Here is a 17,616-nt window from a genome sequence, read left to right as displayed (position 1 = left end):
CAAGAGTTTTTTGTTGTTCTATTGCAGAATTAAAGTATTATAATTATATTGAATATTTGTAGTTACAGCGTTCCGGTAACGAGCTTTATATAATATTTATCTGTATTAAGTTTGTACAAAGTGTTTAGATAATTTAATTTAGCAGCTTTTAATTCGTCGAGCGTCCTGTCCAAATTAATTAAAGTCGTCATTCCTGCTTTGTATCTGTTAGTCGTAATTTTAAGCGTTTGCTTGGCATTTAATGCGGCAAGCTTGGCGACGCCGGTGTTGATCAAGTCTGTTTTATACTGCAGATATGCTTTTCTAACCTGCATTTTAATTTTATCCCTTAAAAGCCCTCGATATTCAAGCATTTCGTTGTATGAACTTTTAGATTTCTGCAGATTATTATAGTCGTAAAGCCCAGAAAAAATATTGAAATGCAGCATAACGGTAAAAGCATAACTGTATGAATCGTCCGGATGTATAGCCGGTCCGTTGCTGAAATAGTCGTATCCCGCGACTAATTTCGGTAAAAATTTTCCGTAAGCCGATTTGACGCCGAGCGCCATATTTTTTTTGTTAAGAAGGAGGGCTTTATAATCCGGTCTTTCTCTAAATGCAGTTTTTTGCATAGATGAAATACTGATGGTTTTTCTTAACGGCCTGTTTTTTAGCTTGCTTGTAATTACATAGTTAGAACTTATAGGAAGTCCAATCGTTATATTTAAAAAATATTTTGCCAGCCTGTAATTTTTTTCGGCTGATGCGAGTTTTTCCTTCATTTTTGCGGCTTCTACTTTTGCCCTTAATACGTCGGAAGATACTACCTGGCCTGCTTTAAATAAATTTTCGGAAAGCGTTTTATAATTTTCCGCCGTTTTCAGCATGCTTTTCATCAGGTTGACGTATTTTTTAGCAAGTATAACGGAATAATATGCCTTTGCTACGCCGTATAAAACTTCCTGTTTTGCTTCGCTTAAACCTTTTTTTACAGACTGCATATGAAGCTGAGCCCTTTTATATCCAAAGTATATTTCTCCGCCCATAAATATGGGCTGTTCTATAGAAAACTCCGATTCATAATTATGTATCATTCCAGGATTATTTAAAAAACTAGGGCTGAAATATGATTGAACGTTACGGTCTGTTAATATTCTCTGATTCAAAACGTTTCCGAAAGCATATAAAGGGTTGTTTGTATTCATATAAATTTCGTCGAAATTAATTTTTGGAAAAAAACCGCTCATAGCTTCATTTTTCTCATATCCTGCGCCGTTAAGTTTAATTTTTTCCAATCTTAGCATTTTATTGTATTTTAACGCGTATATAAACGCCTGTTTTATAGATATGTCCGGTTTTATAGCCGCTTTAAAGGCAAACGCTTTTTTTGAAAATTTTGACGGCATTAACTGTATAAGCAGTGCAACCGACAAAAAAGCGGTAAAAATAATTTTTTTGCTTTTATATATTTTATTCATATTCATATATATACATAATCATATATTTATCGGATTAAGTATTTATATATTAATTTTATTTTTTTATTTTATTTAGGTAAATTTAATAATATAGATTTTTCTTTTTTTGGAATGTTTTTGTCGTGATTTCCGAATTCTTTAAGGTCTTTAAATATTTTTTCGATTCTTTTGTCGTTAAGTTCGTAGCACATCATGACGCCGTCCCTTTTGCAGCTTACTATGCCTTTATTTTTAAGGGATATAAGGTGCTGAGAAACCGTCGCCTGAGAAATTCCCAAAGATTCCCAAATATTTTTAACGCAGGATTTATTGCTTACAAGCACCTCAATTATTTTAAGCCTTATAGGGTGTCCGAGCGTTTTTAAAAGTTCGGCTTCGGTTTTATATTCTTCTCCGATATTAATTTCATTCATAGTAGTTTTGTGCTGATACCATTAAAAATTAATTATATAGGAATATTTATATATACACATATATAATATCCTTTTTATATTATAATTAATTTAAGCGATGATGTCAATAAAAATTGACAAATAGAGGCTCCCGCATAATTTCGGGAGCCGTGGAATTTGACTGTTTGATTTTAGGCTTTTTATTTGCGCTTTCTGCGGTTTAAAAATTAAAAAGCAAGATGGATTTGCGAGTTAGCGGCATATTCCATGAAAGTAGCGGCGCCTGCATATTCTAACCCGTCTATCATATCTTCCTTTTTAAAGCCGAAAAGATCCATCGTCATCTGGCATGCAATAAGCCTTACTCCTGTTTCTTGGCATAACGATATGAGTTCGGGAACCGATGCTACGCCATCTTTCTTAATCATGGATTTCATCATAGAAGTAGCCATTGCCGTCATGCCCGGGAGAGCGCCTATAATATTTGGAACCGGCATAGGCATGGCAGGATTTCCAAGCGGAGCGACTTTCAAAGAATCTCCTGCATCTTTTTTGAGTATCTGCAATCCGTAAAAAGTAAAAAATATTGCAGTTTCGATATCCAGCGTCGCCGCGGTAGATGCCAGGATAAGCGGAGGGTATGCCATATCCAGCGTTCCGTGAATAGAAATGATAGCCATTTTTGTCTGATCAGCCATTTTTTTTTCTCCTTAATTAAATTAAACGTTAAAATTGATTTTAAATCCTAAAACATAATTAAATGTGACAAGAGTTCATAAATTTATAAAATAAAAAGGCCGATATTTATAAATTATCATTTTTTAAAATAAATGGCAAGAAAATCTTTTTTACGTTAACATAAAAGAAAATTATTTTTTACGGATTATTTTAAGAAAAACGGCGGTTTTAGAGTTAAAAAAGAGAAAAAAATAGCTAAATTTGACTTTTATATTTCGTTTATGGTATATTTTTATAATAAAATAGTTTAAAGCTATTTATTTATGCATAAAATATATATTTTTTATATAAATTTTATTGATTTTGGAGTGAATTTTGAAAAAAATTATAAAAATATTATTGAAATTAAAAAACGGATTAAGAAATTTAATCGCTGAAATTAAATTTAAATATTATCTGCCGTATTTTTTACTTCTTTCGGTGCTAATTTCGGCGGCTTTTTTATCTTATTTTTATGTTATGCCTATATACTACGGCTACGTGAAAGAACGGCAGGACGTGAAAATTCTTAAACAAAAAATACACATCGATTACGAAAAAATAAGAGTTTTTAAGATTATTAAATCTTTTAATTCCGGACTGCCGGTATCCGAAGAAAAGAAGGTGTCGAACCTTATTTTTAACTTGGGAGAAAAATATAAAATAAATCCCGCTCTTATTCTGGCAGTTATCAGAGTGGAAAGTTCTTTTAACAATTTTTCCTATTCAGACGTAGGCGCCGTCGGTCTTATGCAGATTAAGCCCTTAACCGGACTGTATTTAATTAAGAAATACGGAATAAAATCCAAAAAGTATAATTATAATACTAAATATATAGAATATCTTCCCGTAAATTACCTGTATAATCCTTCTTTGAATATTAAAATAGGAGCAAGATATTTATTGAGTTTGTTATATGAGTTTAAAAATTTAAAGCTTGCCCTTTTTGCTTACAACGTCGGTCCTACTTTAGCTTATCGGACATTAAGTTTTACGAAAACCGAAAACGGAAAAGTCAAATTTAAACTTAACGCAAATGAAAGCACCAACCGTCTGTTTTCCGATTTTTACTACGGATATTATAAAAGAGTTAAGAAATATTTTGCGATTTATAATAAAGATATTTTTGAAAAATAAAAAAATAAATAAAAAAGATTTAATGTATAAAAGATTAATTAAATAAATTGAGAGCCGTTATTTTTTACGTATATTAACGATTTAACAAAAGATATCGTTAATATAAATAAAATTATAAAAATAACCAGAAAGAATCCTACTCCGAGATTGTGAAGGTTGTGAACTTTTATCTGAGTTATAAATCCCCACTGTATAAGTTTCGGGAAAGTTAATTCCATTACCGCCGCAAGAACGAATGCAAATCCGCCCCAAAAAAGAGTCATGCCGGACGTTCTTCTCGCGATGTACTGAATGCCTTTCTTAGGGATTTTAAGTTTTTCCATAAATCTTCCCGCAAACATGCCTATTATTATCTGCGTCGCCATAGTTCCGAGGCCGAACAGAAGTCCAGGCAGAAAACCCGTATATTCGTTAGGCATTTTTGGAGCGAGGACGGTATAAATTATTATCGCAAATGCTCCCGTTCCCCATCCGGCGATAAATCCATGCAAAAGAACCATATATATTGGTATGGGCTTTGATTTTCCGTCGGGGTTTTTGGAATGTTCATCTTTTAACGTTTTAATCTTCAAAAACTTGATAAATATTTTTTCCAATTTTTCGAATAGCTCGAAATTTTCGCCGAGTCCTATTACGTAAGCGCCGGCAAACGACATAACTATTCCTACGAATATATATACGACAGGAATCACATCCGGTTTTGTTAAAAATTTTCCGAGAGCGAAAAATGCAAGTTCGGATGCGACTGCCCTCTGCAACGTGAAGGCAAGCGAAAAAAGAAGTCCGGTTTTAAATCCGCCTTTAGTGCTGTAACTGCCTATAGAATAACTGAAAGTAATAGGCCATGTATGCTCGTCCGGGGTAAATCCGTGTATTATTCCAAGAAGAAAAGCGGTAAGCAAGATAGAGAATAAGGACGTAAAATTTTGCGGATTATAAAGATTTATCATAGTCAATATTTTATATTTTTATGTTATTTTTGTAAAGATACGACTTGGTATAGTAATTTGCGGGATGTTATTTTATCTGGTATAATCATTACGAGCAATGCTAAATTAATAAAACGTTAAATTAAAAAGTAGTTAAAAAAATAGATAAAATAAAAAATTAAAATGATAAATATATACGGTAAAAAAGTTAAAATCGTGGCTACGTTAGGTCCTGCCAGCGACGGAAAAAAGATGATAGAAAAGCTTATAAAAAACGGAGCGGACGTAATAAGGCTGAATTTTTCCCATGGAGACGAAAATTATTTTGCCGAGGCGATTAAAAAAATAAGGTCGGTATCCGAAAATACCGCAATTTTAATCGATTTGCCGGGGCCGAAAATAAGAACCGGAAAATTAAATAAAGATTCAATTAATCTGCAAAAAGGAAATGCTATAATTTTAACGAATAAATATACGGTTTCCGACGAACGAAAAATTTATATAGATTATCCTTATCTCTGCGACGATATAAAACCTAAAAATTTGGTGTATATAGACGACGGCAAAATAAAGCTGAAAATAGTAAAAAAGTTAAATCTTAACGAACTTGAAGCCGAAATTCTGACAAAAGGCGTTTTAAAAGCTGAAAAGGGAATAAATTTTCCCGATTCAAAACTCAGCATTCCGTCCGTTACGGAAAACGATAAAAAATTTTTAAAATTCGGAGCCGAATACGGCGCAGATATGTTTGCAATATCTTTCGTAAGAAGTTCCGAAGATATAACGTCGGTAAAGAAATTGCTCAAAGACGAATATCCGTCAAAAAAATTTTTAATAGTAGCCAAAATAGAAAAAATGGAAGCCGTTAAAAATATCGATAAAATAGCAGCCGCCGCAGATGCTTTAATGGTTGCAAGGGGAGACCTTGGAGTAGAAGCACCCATAGAAAATATACCTATAGAACAAAAGAGGATTATATACGTCGCCAATCTCTATAAAAAACCGGTTATAACGGCAACGCAGATGCTTTTGTCCATGGTTGAAAACGAGACGCCTACGAGAGCCGAGGTTACCGATATTTCCAACGCTATTTTTGACGGAACGGATGCCGTAATGCTTTCCGAAGAAACGGCTATAGGAAAATATCCCGACGAAACGGTTGCTTATATGTCTAAGATTATAAAGGCTACCGAAAAAAGCAGGATGTTTTCCGGAGGCGGTTATAGCGGTTATAAATCGCGTGCGTCCTACTTGAGGCATGACGGCGGCATAGGCATCGGATATTTAGAACGCCGCAGTATAGAGTGTGACGATAAGGTTAAAATTAAAAAAAACGCCGACGATATTTCCGATATAATAGCAGAAACGGCATCGACGGCATCGGGGTTATTAGATAATTGCATTATAGCGGCAATAACCAGGTCGGGTTACACCGCCAATTTAATATCCTCATTTAAACCTCCGGTTCCCATTGTGGCGGTAGTGCCGGATGATTCCGCAAAAAGAAGGCTGTCGTTAAACTACGGAGTTTCCTGCATAACTATGAAAAATATAACCGATAAAAATATAGACTTGCAGGACGTAATAGATTTAATTAAAAATGAAATTAAGAAGTCGGGGCATAAATGCCCAGATTATGCCGTAATCACCGGAGGCGTTCCAATAGGCGAGCCTGGTTCTACGGATTTTGTTAAAATAGTCAAGTTGTGCGCGGATTGAGAATTATATTGCAGGATAAAGACGGTTATTGTAATAATACTTTAGTCTTTCAAAAGAACAATAAAAAATATTCCGAATATGTCATAATACTTAGAAAAATGTGAGAAAAAGGTGTCTGACACCTTTTTCTAATTCAGGATTAAGGCTATAGTATAGTTACCGCTTGAATAAAAATTTTTATAATGTTATATTATTAATAAATTAATAATCATCCGATTAAAGTTTAGTTTTATTTTAAAGGAGAGATGGCCGAGTAGGTCGAAGGCGTTCGCCTGCTAAGCGAATGTATGTCCTAAAAGATGTACCGAGGGTTCGAATCCCTCTCTCTCCGCCATTTAACAACGATTTTTCCAAAGACGTTTAATTAATTCTATACAGTTAACAGGATTCGAACCCTCGGAGCGCGAAGCGCGCAAGAGGGTTTGTAGGTATTTAAACTTTTCAAAGAAAAGTTCATCCCTCTCTCTCCGCCATTTAACAACGATTTTTCCAAAGCTACGCGTTGAATACTTCCATTATTCTTTCTTTCAAACCCGAATTCCTTATTTCTTCTTTGGAATTCATCGCTATGCCGAAAGCTTTATACGTTCCGAAGATAACTACGTTTTTCTTCCCTCTGGTAATTGCGGTATATAATAGATTTTTTTTCAGCATCATAAAGTGCGACTGATGAAACAGCACTATGACGTTATTGAATTCGCTTCCTTGCGCTTTGTGGATAGACAGGGCATATGCCGGCATTATATTTTCGTAAACGTCTAAAAAATCATATTTTACTATTCTGTTTTTATCGCTATCATAATTTATATCATCTAAAATTTCATTTTTAATTCCAGTTTTTCCCGCAAAATAATTGGAAAAATCGACCGAAACGGTTTTTTCTTCATGGTCTATATTTATAATATAGCCGGTGTCCCCGTTAAACACTTCAAGATCGTAATTGTTCTTTTTTTGTATGACCTTATCGTATAATTTAAATTGAATTCCGTTATATATGAAAGAATTGCTTTGGTTAAGTTGGTTAAGGTCGTCATTTATACCGCCGTTCGGATTGCGCTCTTTTATATTTTCGTTTCCGGCGGACGAATTTGAATCGGGCGGAAATACCGACACTGCTTTCGCTTCCGATGTCTCTAACGGACTAGGATTAAACGTTTCCTGAATTATCTTATTTAAATTGTTGTATCCTAATATTCCTTTTCTCATAGGGGTTAAAACCTGAATGTCGTCGAAATCGAAAGATTTTATTTTATTCTTTGCCGGCAGCCTTTTGTATGCTATTTTTTTTATAAATTCTTCAAAGTCTTTTAATAGTTCGTCTTTGCCGGATTGAGCGGTATCGTATTCTTTTCTGTACTTTATTATAAATTCTTTTTTCCCGTCCTCTCGTTTTCCGGTTATAAATTTTTTGTTATTCAACAGATTGTGCGCATTCAAGTTTATCAAGCCGCCTTCATTCTGCCTGAAAACTTTGTTTAAAAACGTTGCGGGAAAAAATTTTTCGGTTTTAATTATATCCCTTAATACGTCGCCCGGGCTGACGGAAGGTATCTGGTTAACGTCTCCGACCAAAACAAGGACGGCATCGTCTTTCACGGCTTTTAAAAGTTTATAAAAAATCATTATATCGACCATGCTCATTTCGTCTATTACTATTAAATCGTGGGGAAGTTTATTGGTTTCGTTGTATAAAAATACGGACTCGTTCGTATTTCTGTCGAATTGAGCTTTAAGAAGTCTGTGTATTGTGGAAATAGTTATATTTTCCCTGTTTAAATTACCGGATTCTATGATATCCGAAAGCCTTTGCGCCGCTTTTCCGGACAATGAAGTTAAAGCAATTTTTTTATCTCCGTACAAACCCGCTATCGTTTTTATAACCGTAGATTTCCCGGTACCCGGTCCGCCGGATATTACGGAAATTTTATAATTTAATGCATTCTGCACTGCGTTTTTTTGTTCGTCTGTCAAAGAGACGGAATCTTTTTCGGAAAGTTTATATGTTGTTTCTTTGTTAAATTTTACCTCAGACGAGGAGCCTGATATTCTTTTAAGTTCTTTAGCCGCGCCTATTTCGCTGTAATAATAAACCGGCAGATATATTTTTGCTTTATTAATATTATAATCATATTGGTCATATTGGTTTATTTGGTCATAATGGAAATTGTAATCATTGCCGCTATTAACATGGCTATTATTTTTTTTATTATTATCGTCTTCGGGCGATAAGTCGATAATTAATTTTTTTTCTTTAACCAAATCGTTAATATAAGACTCGAGAATCTCGCCGCTAAGAGATATATCCCGTTTATCCGCATCCCTATTATTATTATCGGCGCCGTTAAAATTATCGGGTTTATCCGAATTAATGCCGTCGTTTTCTATTATTATCTCGTTTATCCCTTTTTTAATATCTTTATAATAAACGAAACAGTTTCCCGACTGTTCGCATAATTGTCCTATAACATATTTTACAGCTTCTTTTATTCTGTTGGGGTCGTCTTTTTTAATGCCTAATTTTTCTGCCATAATATCGGCTTTTTTAAAACCTATGCCTTTTATTTCTGTAAATAAATAAGGATTTTCTTTTGCTACGGCAATAGATTTTTCCTGAAACTGATTATAAATAGACTTAATTTGATAATCGCTGAACTGATAGGGCTTAAAAAACATTATAGCTTTTCTTAATCCGTAACTTTCTTTCAAGCCTTCTATGATAATTGAAAGTTTTACTCTGCCAATTCCTCCTACCTCCCTTAATCTTTCAGGATCGTTGTCTATTATTTCTAATGTTTTTTCCTTAAATTTTTCATAAATTTGATTTGCCAAAACCTTGCCTATGCCTTTAAATATATTTGAAGAAAGATAATCTATTACGGCCGTTTTGCTGTTTGAGAGCGATATTTCGTATTCGCTGAAGCTAAACTGGTATCCGTATTTTTTATGATGGATAAATTCGCCTTTAAGCTTGATTTTTGAATCCGTTATAGGTTTATCGAATATATTTCCTGAAGCTGTTATAAATCTTCCGGACGAAAAAATATTTAATATAGTAAAACCGTTTTCCGGGTTTTGAAATATAATTTTTTTTATTATGCCGTTTATAACGGCTGTGTCGGCGTTATTTTTAGGGTTACCGGAAATAGCGCCGGAATTGTTTTTGCCGTTTTCCAAGTTGCCGGAATCAATATGTGTTTTATCTGTCGTAACCGAATCAGCCATAAGCGCAATATAAACTGTTGAATTTGAAATAGCTTTAAAAGGGCGGTATTAATGTATTAAAAAATTAGAACAAAAATAATCTAATATACAGCCCAAGCAGAGTTACAAAAAGCACCGGCAGAGTAATAATAAAACCTACCTTCATATAATAGCCCCACGTAATTTTAATTCCTTTTCTTTCCAATACGTTAAGCCACAAAAGCGTCGCCAACGAACCTATAGGCGTCAACTTTGGACCTAGATCGCATCCTATTACGTTAGCATATACCGAAGGTTTAAGCATTACGGACTTTAAATTTGCCGAATGAATCGCAAGAGAATTTATCATGACCGTCGGCATATTGTTCATAATAGACGATATAAAGGCCGCGAGATATCCGGTATAAAGCGTAATGGCGAATCCGTCGAAGCCTGCTATATACGCGATAGATTTACCCAAAAGAAAAGTAAGCCCTGCGTTTTTAAGACCAAAAACCACTAAATACATTCCGAGAGAAAATACTACTATATTCCACGGAGCGTTTTTGAATACGGTTTTTAAATTAACGGCAGGGCTTTTAAATCCAAGTATAACGAACAAAAGAGCAAAAGTTATCGCGAAAGCAGAAACCGGCAGATTTAAAAATTCGCTTAAAAAATATCCGCCCAGAAGCAGCGCTAAAATCAAAAATGAAAATTTAAACATCGAACGGTCTTTAATAGCTTCTCTTGGGTTTTTCAGCAGATTGACGTCGTAACTTTTAGGAATATCTTTTCTGAAATATAAAAACAAAACAATTACCGATATTACAATCGAAAATATATCGGGCAGATACATGTCTATAAAGTATGTAAAAAAACCTAAATTAAAATAGTCCGCCGAAACGATATTGACCAAATTTGAAATCTTAAAAGGAATACTCGCCGCATCCGCAATAAATCCTCCCGCCATAATAAACGGCAGTATATTCTTTCTTTCGAATTTAAGAGCTTTCATCTTTTCGTAAATTATAGGAGTTATAATCAGCGCCGCTCCGTCGTTTGCGAAAAGAGCCGACACTAAAGCCCCAAGCAGAATAACGTAAACAAACATTTTTCTGCCGCTGCCGCCGGCAAGCTTTGCTATATGAAGCGCCGCCCATTCAAAAAATCCTATTTCGTCTAAAATTATCGAAATTATAATTATAGCGACAAAAGTAAAAGTAGCGTCCCATACTATATCGAATACTTTTATTACGTCTTTTAAAACTATTACGTTAAAAATAAGCGCCAGCAGGGCTCCAATAACGGCACTCCAGCCTATGCCGATATTGTAAGGTTTTTTTATTATCAGAAAAAGCGTGAATAAAAATATTATAACAGACGTTACTATTAAATAACCGTAAAAGTGCATAAACAGGGAGCCTCTTATTTGTTATTTTAGTTAAACCATAAAAAAACACATGAACAACCATAATAATTATACAATATTTTTGCAATATTATGCTTATTTTATATCTATAAATTATAATACAATTTTATGAATTTAAGAATAAAAATAAATAAAAAAACGACCGGTTAAATTTTTATTAAAAAATAATGATTAGAGCCTGCATGTCTTAACTGTAATGCTCAGGCAAAATTCCGGCAAAGTTTTATTGACTTTTTTAAAATAAAGAGGGTATAATTAATATTACAATAAATAGAATAAACCATTCTACTAATTAAGCAATATCGTTTTTCGGGACGTGGCGCAGCTCGGTAGCGCACCTGCATGGGGTGCAGGGGGTCGCAGGTTCAAATCCTGTCGTCCCGACCATTAAAAACCCAGCAAATAAACATTCCAAAGTAATTTCCTATCTGTCAGTCAAAATAAAAATTAATTTTTAATAAACATACAATAAAATACCTTTATTATTTTAAATATATGTTGTAAAATTTAATATAAATATTGTTTTATATATTAAATATGAAGAAAAATAAAAATACGCCATAATTATTTTATTTTATATCAGCATAGTAAAATCAAAAAGCGCGATGTTAGGAGGAGGAGGGTAAATTTATGAGCAGTTTATTTAAGTCCGGCAAAAAAAATACCGATCGTACTGAACCAAACCGTTTTAATAACATTACCGTTATAACTTCAATATTATTCGCAGTAGTTGCAATATTTTTTATAATATTTTCGTTAATAATCCATAACAAATTATTAATTTTTTCTGCTGTAATTTTTTCTGCCGCATTTTATTTTTCCATTTTTCTAATTAATAGGTCTGTTAAGAAAAAAGCCGAAATAATCAATAATTTCATAGACGATTTTCTTTATAAAGATAAAGATTTGCGTAAAAACTTGCCGCAAATTAATTTTTTCGGTTTAGACGTCAAGGTAAACGAACTTTTTAAAAATCTTTATAATATTTTTATAAAATCTGTAGATTCTACAAATAACGTCGTCGTTGACGCAAGAATAGAAAGCGCCGAAATGGAAAAAATTTACAAAGAAAACGAATCCCTAGTCGGTCAAATTTCTTCTATTTCAAGCGCAATAGACGAAATTATCATGTCTCATAAAGAAATGACCAAAGGCGCAAAGTTTGCTCAAAATTCTTCCAGCGATTCTTTTAAAAAAGCAGGAGAAGGAAACTTAATGATAGAAGCAATAATATCCGATATCAAAAAAGTTTCAGATTCGATAGAAAATCTTAAAACTACCATGCAGACTTTAGACGACAGGTCTAAAGAAATAGGCGACGTTATTTCGCTTATAAGCGATATAGCCGACCAGACAAACCTGTTGTCTTTAAACGCGGCGATTGAAGCGGCAAGAGCCGGAGAGCAAGGAAGAGGTTTTGCGGTAGTTGCCGACGAAGTTAAAAAACTTGCCGAAAGAACAAGCAAGTCGACTTCCGATACAAGGCAGATAATAGAAGGACTTATGGAAGAAACTTCAAGGACTGCGGAAGCTATAAAAAACTCCGTCGAAGAAGTAAAGGCTATATCCGAAAAAACTAAAACGGCAGAAGAAATATTTAGAAATATAATGAATGCGGTAAAGGAAGAGAAAAGTAATATAGATATTATATCTTCATCGGCGGAACAGCTCCAAATAGCGGTCGAAGACGTAGAGAAAAATTTACTCGTCGTACAGAAAGTTTCCGGAGAAACTGTAAAAACGGCAAAAAAATCAACCGAAATAAGTACGTCGCTTTCCAATTCGGCATATGAACTTCAAAAAGAGTTTAATAACATCAGATTATATTTATTCGGCATAGCTCCTTTAGAAGCGGCATCTATAATGAAAGCGAAATTTCAACCTCTGACAAAATATTTAAGCGATTCTTTAGGGATAAAACTTGGTTCGTTTGTAGCTTCAAGTTATGAAGATTCGGTTGAAGATATAGGCAAGGGCGTTGCAATGTTAGGCTATATGACCCCTTCTACATATTTAAGCGCCGGCAAAAAATACGGAGTTAAACCTTTAGTTTTTGCGGTAAAAAACGGTTCGCCCACATATAAGAGCGTAATAATAACGGCAAAAAATTCTCCGATAAATACTATAAACGATTTAAAAGGCAAAAAGGTCGCATTCGGCGCAAAAATGTCAACCGGTTCTACTTTGGTGCCGAAAGCGATGATTAAATCGGCAGGCATAAAATTGGAAGACCTTGCTTCTTACGATTATCTCGGCGGACACGACGTAGTCATAAAGGCTGTCGCGGAAGGAGAATTCGATGCCGGATGCGTAATGGATTCCGCCGCGGAGGAAAACATAAATACGGTAAAAGTCATTGCATCTTCCGACCCCATACCCCAATTTCCTATATGCATTAACGCGGACATAGATAAAGAAATCGAAATTAAAATAAAAAATATTTTGATGAATATTGCCGATTTAAACGTGCTTAAATCCATAGATAAAGGCTATACGTCTTTTATAGAAGCGAAAGAAAGCGATTTTGAAAATATAGCAAAAACCCTTGGATTATAAATTAACTATAAAAAATAAAAGGAGATTCGATATTAATATGGACGGCAGCGAAATAAGCGAATCTGAAATATTTCTGCAGATTTTAGACGAGTTAAAAAAAATTAACGATAAATTGAATTTTATTTTCTTTTAAATGTTCTAATAAACTTTTATATAAATTTTCGGGACAATTTATTATTTCCGCATCTATATCCATCGTAGTTCTGTAATCTCCATAAAAAGACATAGCCGTTCCGCCTACTACGATAATTTCTATGCGAGTATTTCGTAAGTCAAATATGCTATAATAGAGTTATGAAAACATACGATATAATGAATCATCGCCATATAAACGTAAACATAGAAAAAGGACTTCCTCTTGAAGCTATTGACGATATAATATCGAGAGGAGATATGGATTCATGGCTTAAATTCAGGGATTATTGTCTTAATCACCGCGAGATTTTAGACGATGTTTTAAAAATAACCGTACGCTATATTTCCGACCCTACGGAACAGAAATATCATTTATGGCATAATTTAGCGTTGTCTTTAAAAGAAGGCGATTTGAATGTCAAACGATAAAAATGAATGGGAAGACGTTGTTTCCAATATAGCAAGAGTTAATGAAATTTTACCGGATGCCGTCATCGTAGGCGGAACGGCTTCGGCCATATACGCCGAGCATAGGACGTCAAACGATACCGATTTCGTAGTTAATAATTTAAAAGACAAATTTGACGAAATATTAATGACGTTAGAATCGGTTTCAGGCTGGAAAACTAACAGAATAAAGCCGCCGGTACTGATACTCGGCAATTTTAAAGGTATAGAAACCGGCATTAGACAACTAAAAAGAACTGCGCCGCTCGAAACTAAAACTATCGAGTATAATGGGCAAAAATTAACGGTTCCTACAGAGTCTGAAATATTAAGAATTAAAGCATTTTTAATTATAAGTAGAAATGCTACGCGCGATTATATAGATTTCGTTGCCTTATCAGATCATTTAGAATTTAAAAGAACTCAAGAAGCTTTAAAAGATTTCGATAAAATATATCCGCAGGAAAATAATGCATCTGCCATAGGGCAACTGCTCGTTCAACTCTCAAATCCTTTACCTTACGACTTAAATGAAACCGATTTAACTAAATATAAAAATCTCAGTAAAAAATGGCAGGATTGGAATGACGTAAAAAACTTCTGTAAAACTCTATCTACCAACATAATGCTTTCGGTAAACAGACAGGATATTAATATGTCTCCCGAACCCGACACCTTTTCCAAAGACTTGTAGAACAAGTTCGGCAAGGGCAGGGGAGGCTGGGAGAGGTAGTAATTATGAAAAACGAACCATTAGAAAAATTTAAGCAAGAATTTTTAGATCTGGCATTTAACGAAAAATTTCAATATTTAAGAGAAATGGAGCCAGTTCTTGGAAAAGTCTTCAGAGGACTTATAAACAATGTAAACAGGGATTGCCCGTTCTCTATAACCTAAAGGCATGGCAACCATACCCCAACTATCAAAATCTTCGTCTATATTGAATTGAATTTTATTTTCTTTTAAATGTTCTAATAAACTTTTATATAAATTTTCGGGACAATTTATTATTTCCGCATCTATATCCATCGTAGTTCTGTAATCTCCATAAAAAGACATAGCCGTTCCGCCTACTACGATAATTTCTATATTTTTATCTGTATTTTTGGATAAAAAATTTACTATTTTCTTAACTCTTTCAATGGTATCTTGTGGAGTACTTTCATCCATACTGTCCTGTTCTCCTTAAATTCTTTTAATTTTATGGTTCCAGGAGTTTTTAATTTGATAATGCCGTTCTCTACTAACTTTTCAAGTTCTTTGTTAGGGGTTCCGCCGTAATATTTATCATTGTAAAATACATATTTAAAAGCATAGTAGAATACGGCGGCTTTCTCGAGAGATTCCTTTATAAAAGGATTATTAACTGCGGAGGCCGCTTTTTTAACAGCCGTTTTATTAAGGATGAATTCTCCAAAAAGATATTTATGCAGACGCTCCGACGCAATAACATCGCTAAACGTCTTTGGCGTATGCTCTATAAAATCATTCAAAAAAATAAAATTTACCTTTTCCATAACTCTATTATAGCATATTTAACTTACGAAATATCCTAAATGGCATTCCAAGGCGTCCTTAATATTTTCCTTAAGTTCTTCTATAGTTTCACATTGAGTAAAAATAGATAATGAATTATTTCTTTATCTGATAAATTCATTTTGCCACCTAAGAAGCATACTTTTTTCTTGCTTTTTTTCTTGCGACTGCGCAAAGCTAAGCATGATATTAAAATATTTCATAAATTCAGTTATATCTTCATCTTCTAATAAATAATCATTGAAAATAACATGGTCTGGATAACGTTTAAGGGTAAATATATTATGGTAAACCATGTCTGCTATCGCCCTGGCTGGAGAAGCGCAGTTAATATTTCCCATATTATTTCCTAAAGATTTAGAGAAAGTGCCGGAAGGGATTAGTCCCGCCGTGCCAAATAATTCTGTCGTATCAGAATAATCAACTCCGCTCATCGGCCAATTACCGGTTCTTATATTGTCTAAAATATGCCAATCAGCACCCGTAATATTTAAAGCACCTAATCCTGTTATATATTTAACGTTTTCTTTTTCCATAACTCTATTACCCTTTCTTTTGTTCGCGCAATATTTTAAGAGCGGTTTCTAAAATTTGTCGGTCAGTTATATCCTTACCTCTCGGCGACCTTTTAGTAAGTAAAAGTCCTTCTAAATTCACCGTATTAACGGCTATTCCATCTAAGTCCGCTTTTACCGCATATTTAGACAGGCTCTCGTAAGTTTCTGCGCAAGCCGTGAACATAATATCCACTACTATTTCATCGGCCAACCTAATTGTTTCTCCATCTTTAAACCACTCTACTGGAATATCTTTTGCCGATTTATCAGGTAAAACCATAAGCGCCCGCCTGACTCGCTCTCCAGATTCTTCGGTTGCCGGAACGACGATATCTATATCCGAAGTTGTTCTTGCTATGCCGTGCATATGCAGAGCGTATCCTCCGATTAATAAATATTCGGCGCCAGCTTCATTTAGAGCTTTGATAACTGTTTTTAAATCGTCAATCGTTGCTTTTCTCGCTTCTTCCATAATTTTTTAACTCATTTTTAGCAATTTTATTTGCAAAGCAATTTAAATAATGTTCGTCTGCCTCTTCATGGGTCTTATAACGATAAATGCCTTTTGGGAAAAATCTTATTTCTTTTATTGTATCGTTCCATGTTGCAATTTCTTTTAAATAATCCCCTCTGGGTTCAAAAGAAATCTCTTTTTCCACAATTCTTTTTCCTACTATTTTCATAACACTATTATAGCATATTTAAATATCCGAGTGAACTACTCCCCAATATCCGGACCACGTCGGACTGCAAAGCGGCGGCTATTTCTTATGCGAACTTCTTATCCTTAGTCTTGGTGGACATCTGATAACGCTTATTATCTACTATAAATTCAGTCCAATAGATATTTCCGCGCTTATAAATTCTCATAAAAAAGTATAGGGATTTTTGTAGGAAAAATTTTCATAATTTTGCATGATTTTACCTATTTTTTGCATTTTTGTCAAATGGAGTGAATTACGATGAAAGGCTTTATTTCAGTGTTTTTAAGTGGTCGGGATGACACGATTCGAACGTGCGACCCCCTGCTCCCAAAGCAGGTGCGCTACCAACTGCGCCACATCCCGTTTTTAGAAAAATTAATTACGTAATTTATTGTATCATTAATAAGAAGCGCAGGCAATATAATTTTTTCTCCCTGTTGTCAGTCGTATATTATTTGTCTTGAGAATTACTTATAACGCAGATATAACAACCATGTATTATAGTTTTTTTAGTTTTTATGTTTTGTTCCTGCGACTTTACGACTTCATGCTTTTATTCATAAGCCAGTAAACTATTCCAAGCACCAATACGAGGAAACCTAATATTGCGACTTCCTTGGATTTTCCCGAAGCCAGAGAAAAGATTAATATCTTCCTTAAAAGAGCCGCCATCGCAAGACCTATAAAAGCGCTTAACGCGAATTTATGCCCCTTC

Annotated in this window: 15 protein-coding genes, 3 tRNA genes and 1 pseudogene; 7 read left to right on the top strand and 12 right to left on the bottom strand. The window is 34.2% G+C overall.

Annotation, left to right across the window (positions count from 1 at the left end):
• Nucleotides 1-62: 62 nt before the first annotated feature.
• The 3 genes from EVJ48_07535 to EVJ48_07525 form a co-directional block, all read right to left on the bottom strand.
• Nucleotides 63-1,466: a TolC family protein gene (locus EVJ48_07535; protein ID RZV38184.1), complete on the bottom strand. Its 1,404-nt coding sequence runs from the start codon at nucleotides 1,464-1,466 to the stop codon at nucleotides 63-65.
• Nucleotides 1,467-1,528: 62 nt separating this feature from the next.
• Nucleotides 1,529-1,873 (bottom strand): ArsR family transcriptional regulator, encoded by a 345-nt coding sequence (locus EVJ48_07530; GenBank protein RZV38183.1) that lies wholly within the window; start codon nucleotides 1,871-1,873, stop codon nucleotides 1,529-1,531.
• Nucleotides 1,874-2,079: 206 nt separating this feature from the next.
• Complete coding sequence (locus tag EVJ48_07525) at nucleotides 2,080-2,550, bottom strand: peroxiredoxin family protein (GenBank protein RZV38182.1); 471 nt, start codon at nucleotides 2,548-2,550, stop codon at nucleotides 2,080-2,082.
• Between the two features lie 355 nt (nucleotides 2,551-2,905).
• Here EVJ48_07525 and EVJ48_07520 point away from each other — a divergent pair, with 355 nt between their 5' ends.
• Nucleotides 2,906-3,706, top strand: coding sequence for a hypothetical protein (locus tag EVJ48_07520; protein RZV38181.1), 801 nt, complete (start codon nucleotides 2,906-2,908; stop codon nucleotides 3,704-3,706).
• 38 nt (nucleotides 3,707-3,744) lie between these two features.
• Here the strand turns inward: EVJ48_07520 and EVJ48_07515 are convergent, their stop codons facing one another.
• The gene (locus EVJ48_07515; protein ID RZV38180.1) at nucleotides 3,745-4,656 is read right to left on the bottom strand and encodes a hypothetical protein; all 912 of its coding nucleotides are present in this window, start codon (nucleotides 4,654-4,656) and stop codon (nucleotides 3,745-3,747) included.
• A gap of 162 nt (nucleotides 4,657-4,818) precedes the next feature.
• Here EVJ48_07515 and pyk point away from each other — a divergent pair, with 162 nt between their 5' ends.
• Together pyk and EVJ48_07505 are read left to right on the top strand one after the other, a co-directional pair.
• Nucleotides 4,819-6,354, top strand: coding sequence for a pyruvate kinase (pyk, locus tag EVJ48_07510; GenBank protein RZV38179.1), 1,536 nt, complete (start codon nucleotides 4,819-4,821; stop codon nucleotides 6,352-6,354).
• A 239-nt stretch (nucleotides 6,355-6,593) separates the two neighbouring features.
• Nucleotides 6,594-6,688: transfer RNA gene (locus tag EVJ48_07505), tRNA-Ser, on the top strand.
• A gap of 161 nt (nucleotides 6,689-6,849) precedes the next feature.
• Here the strand turns inward: EVJ48_07505 and EVJ48_07500 are convergent.
• Nucleotides 6,850-9,576 (bottom strand): hypothetical protein, encoded by a 2,727-nt coding sequence (locus tag EVJ48_07500; GenBank protein ID RZV38178.1) that lies wholly within the window; start codon nucleotides 9,574-9,576, stop codon nucleotides 6,850-6,852.
• A gap of 64 nt (nucleotides 9,577-9,640) precedes the next feature.
• Nucleotides 9,641-10,927, bottom strand: coding sequence for an arsenic transporter (locus tag EVJ48_07495; GenBank protein RZV38195.1), 1,287 nt, complete (start codon nucleotides 10,925-10,927; stop codon nucleotides 9,641-9,643).
• Between the two features lie 349 nt (nucleotides 10,928-11,276).
• Between EVJ48_07495 and EVJ48_07490 the strand changes: the two genes are divergently transcribed.
• From EVJ48_07490 to EVJ48_07475, 4 genes and pseudogenes are all read left to right on the top strand, one after another.
• A tRNA-Pro gene (locus tag EVJ48_07490) sits at nucleotides 11,277-11,353 on the top strand.
• A gap of 243 nt (nucleotides 11,354-11,596) precedes the next feature.
• Nucleotides 11,597-13,522 carry a phosphate/phosphite/phosphonate ABC transporter substrate-binding protein gene (gene phnD, locus EVJ48_07485; GenBank protein ID RZV38177.1) on the top strand — a complete coding sequence of 642 codons (1,926 nt, stop codon included), beginning with the start codon at nucleotides 11,597-11,599 and terminating at the stop codon, nucleotides 13,520-13,522.
• Between the two features lie 294 nt (nucleotides 13,523-13,816).
• Complete coding sequence (locus tag EVJ48_07480) at nucleotides 13,817-14,086, top strand: hypothetical protein (protein ID RZV38176.1); 270 nt, start codon at nucleotides 13,817-13,819, stop codon at nucleotides 14,084-14,086.
• Nucleotides 14,073-14,699: pseudogene (locus EVJ48_07475) on the top strand (hypothetical protein). Before EVJ48_07480 ends, EVJ48_07475 begins: the two are co-directional and overlap by 14 nt.
• A 215-nt stretch (nucleotides 14,700-14,914) precedes the next feature.
• Here the strand turns inward: EVJ48_07475 and EVJ48_07470 are convergent.
• The 6 genes from EVJ48_07470 to EVJ48_07445 all read right to left on the bottom strand — a co-directional run bounded on the left by EVJ48_07470 (nucleotide 14,915) and on the right by EVJ48_07445 (nucleotide 17,264).
• Nucleotides 14,915-15,274: a hypothetical protein gene (locus EVJ48_07470; GenBank protein RZV38175.1), complete on the bottom strand. Its 360-nt coding sequence runs from the start codon at nucleotides 15,272-15,274 to the stop codon at nucleotides 14,915-14,917.
• Nucleotides 15,226-15,621 (bottom strand): hypothetical protein, encoded by a 396-nt coding sequence (locus tag EVJ48_07465; protein RZV38174.1) that lies wholly within the window; start codon nucleotides 15,619-15,621, stop codon nucleotides 15,226-15,228. Before EVJ48_07465 ends, EVJ48_07470 begins: the two co-directional genes overlap by 49 nt.
• 123 nt (nucleotides 15,622-15,744) lie before the next feature.
• Entirely contained in the window at nucleotides 15,745-16,176 is a 432-nt protein-coding gene (locus EVJ48_07460; protein RZV38173.1) for a hypothetical protein, read from the bottom strand.
• Between the two features lie 7 nt (nucleotides 16,177-16,183).
• The gene (locus EVJ48_07455) at nucleotides 16,184-16,669 is read right to left on the bottom strand and encodes a hypothetical protein (protein ID RZV38172.1); all 486 of its coding nucleotides are present in this window, start codon (nucleotides 16,667-16,669) and stop codon (nucleotides 16,184-16,186) included.
• The gene (locus EVJ48_07450) at nucleotides 16,641-16,880 is read right to left on the bottom strand and encodes a hypothetical protein (GenBank protein RZV38171.1); all 240 of its coding nucleotides are present in this window, start codon (nucleotides 16,878-16,880) and stop codon (nucleotides 16,641-16,643) included. Before EVJ48_07450 ends, EVJ48_07455 begins: the two co-directional genes overlap by 29 nt.
• Before the next feature lie 308 nt (nucleotides 16,881-17,188).
• Nucleotides 17,189-17,264 (bottom strand) — tRNA-Pro (locus EVJ48_07445).
• Nucleotides 17,265-17,616: the final 352 nt, after the last annotated feature.

Origin of the sequence: Candidatus Acidulodesulfobacterium acidiphilum (genome assembly GCA_008534395.1) — a bacterium.
Taxonomy (GTDB): Bacteria; SZUA-79; SZUA-79; order Acidulodesulfobacterales; family Acidulodesulfobacteraceae; genus Acidulodesulfobacterium_A; species Acidulodesulfobacterium_A acidiphilum.
Note: the sequence above shows the minus strand (reverse complement) of the source record. Positions and strands in the feature narration are given on the sequence as shown.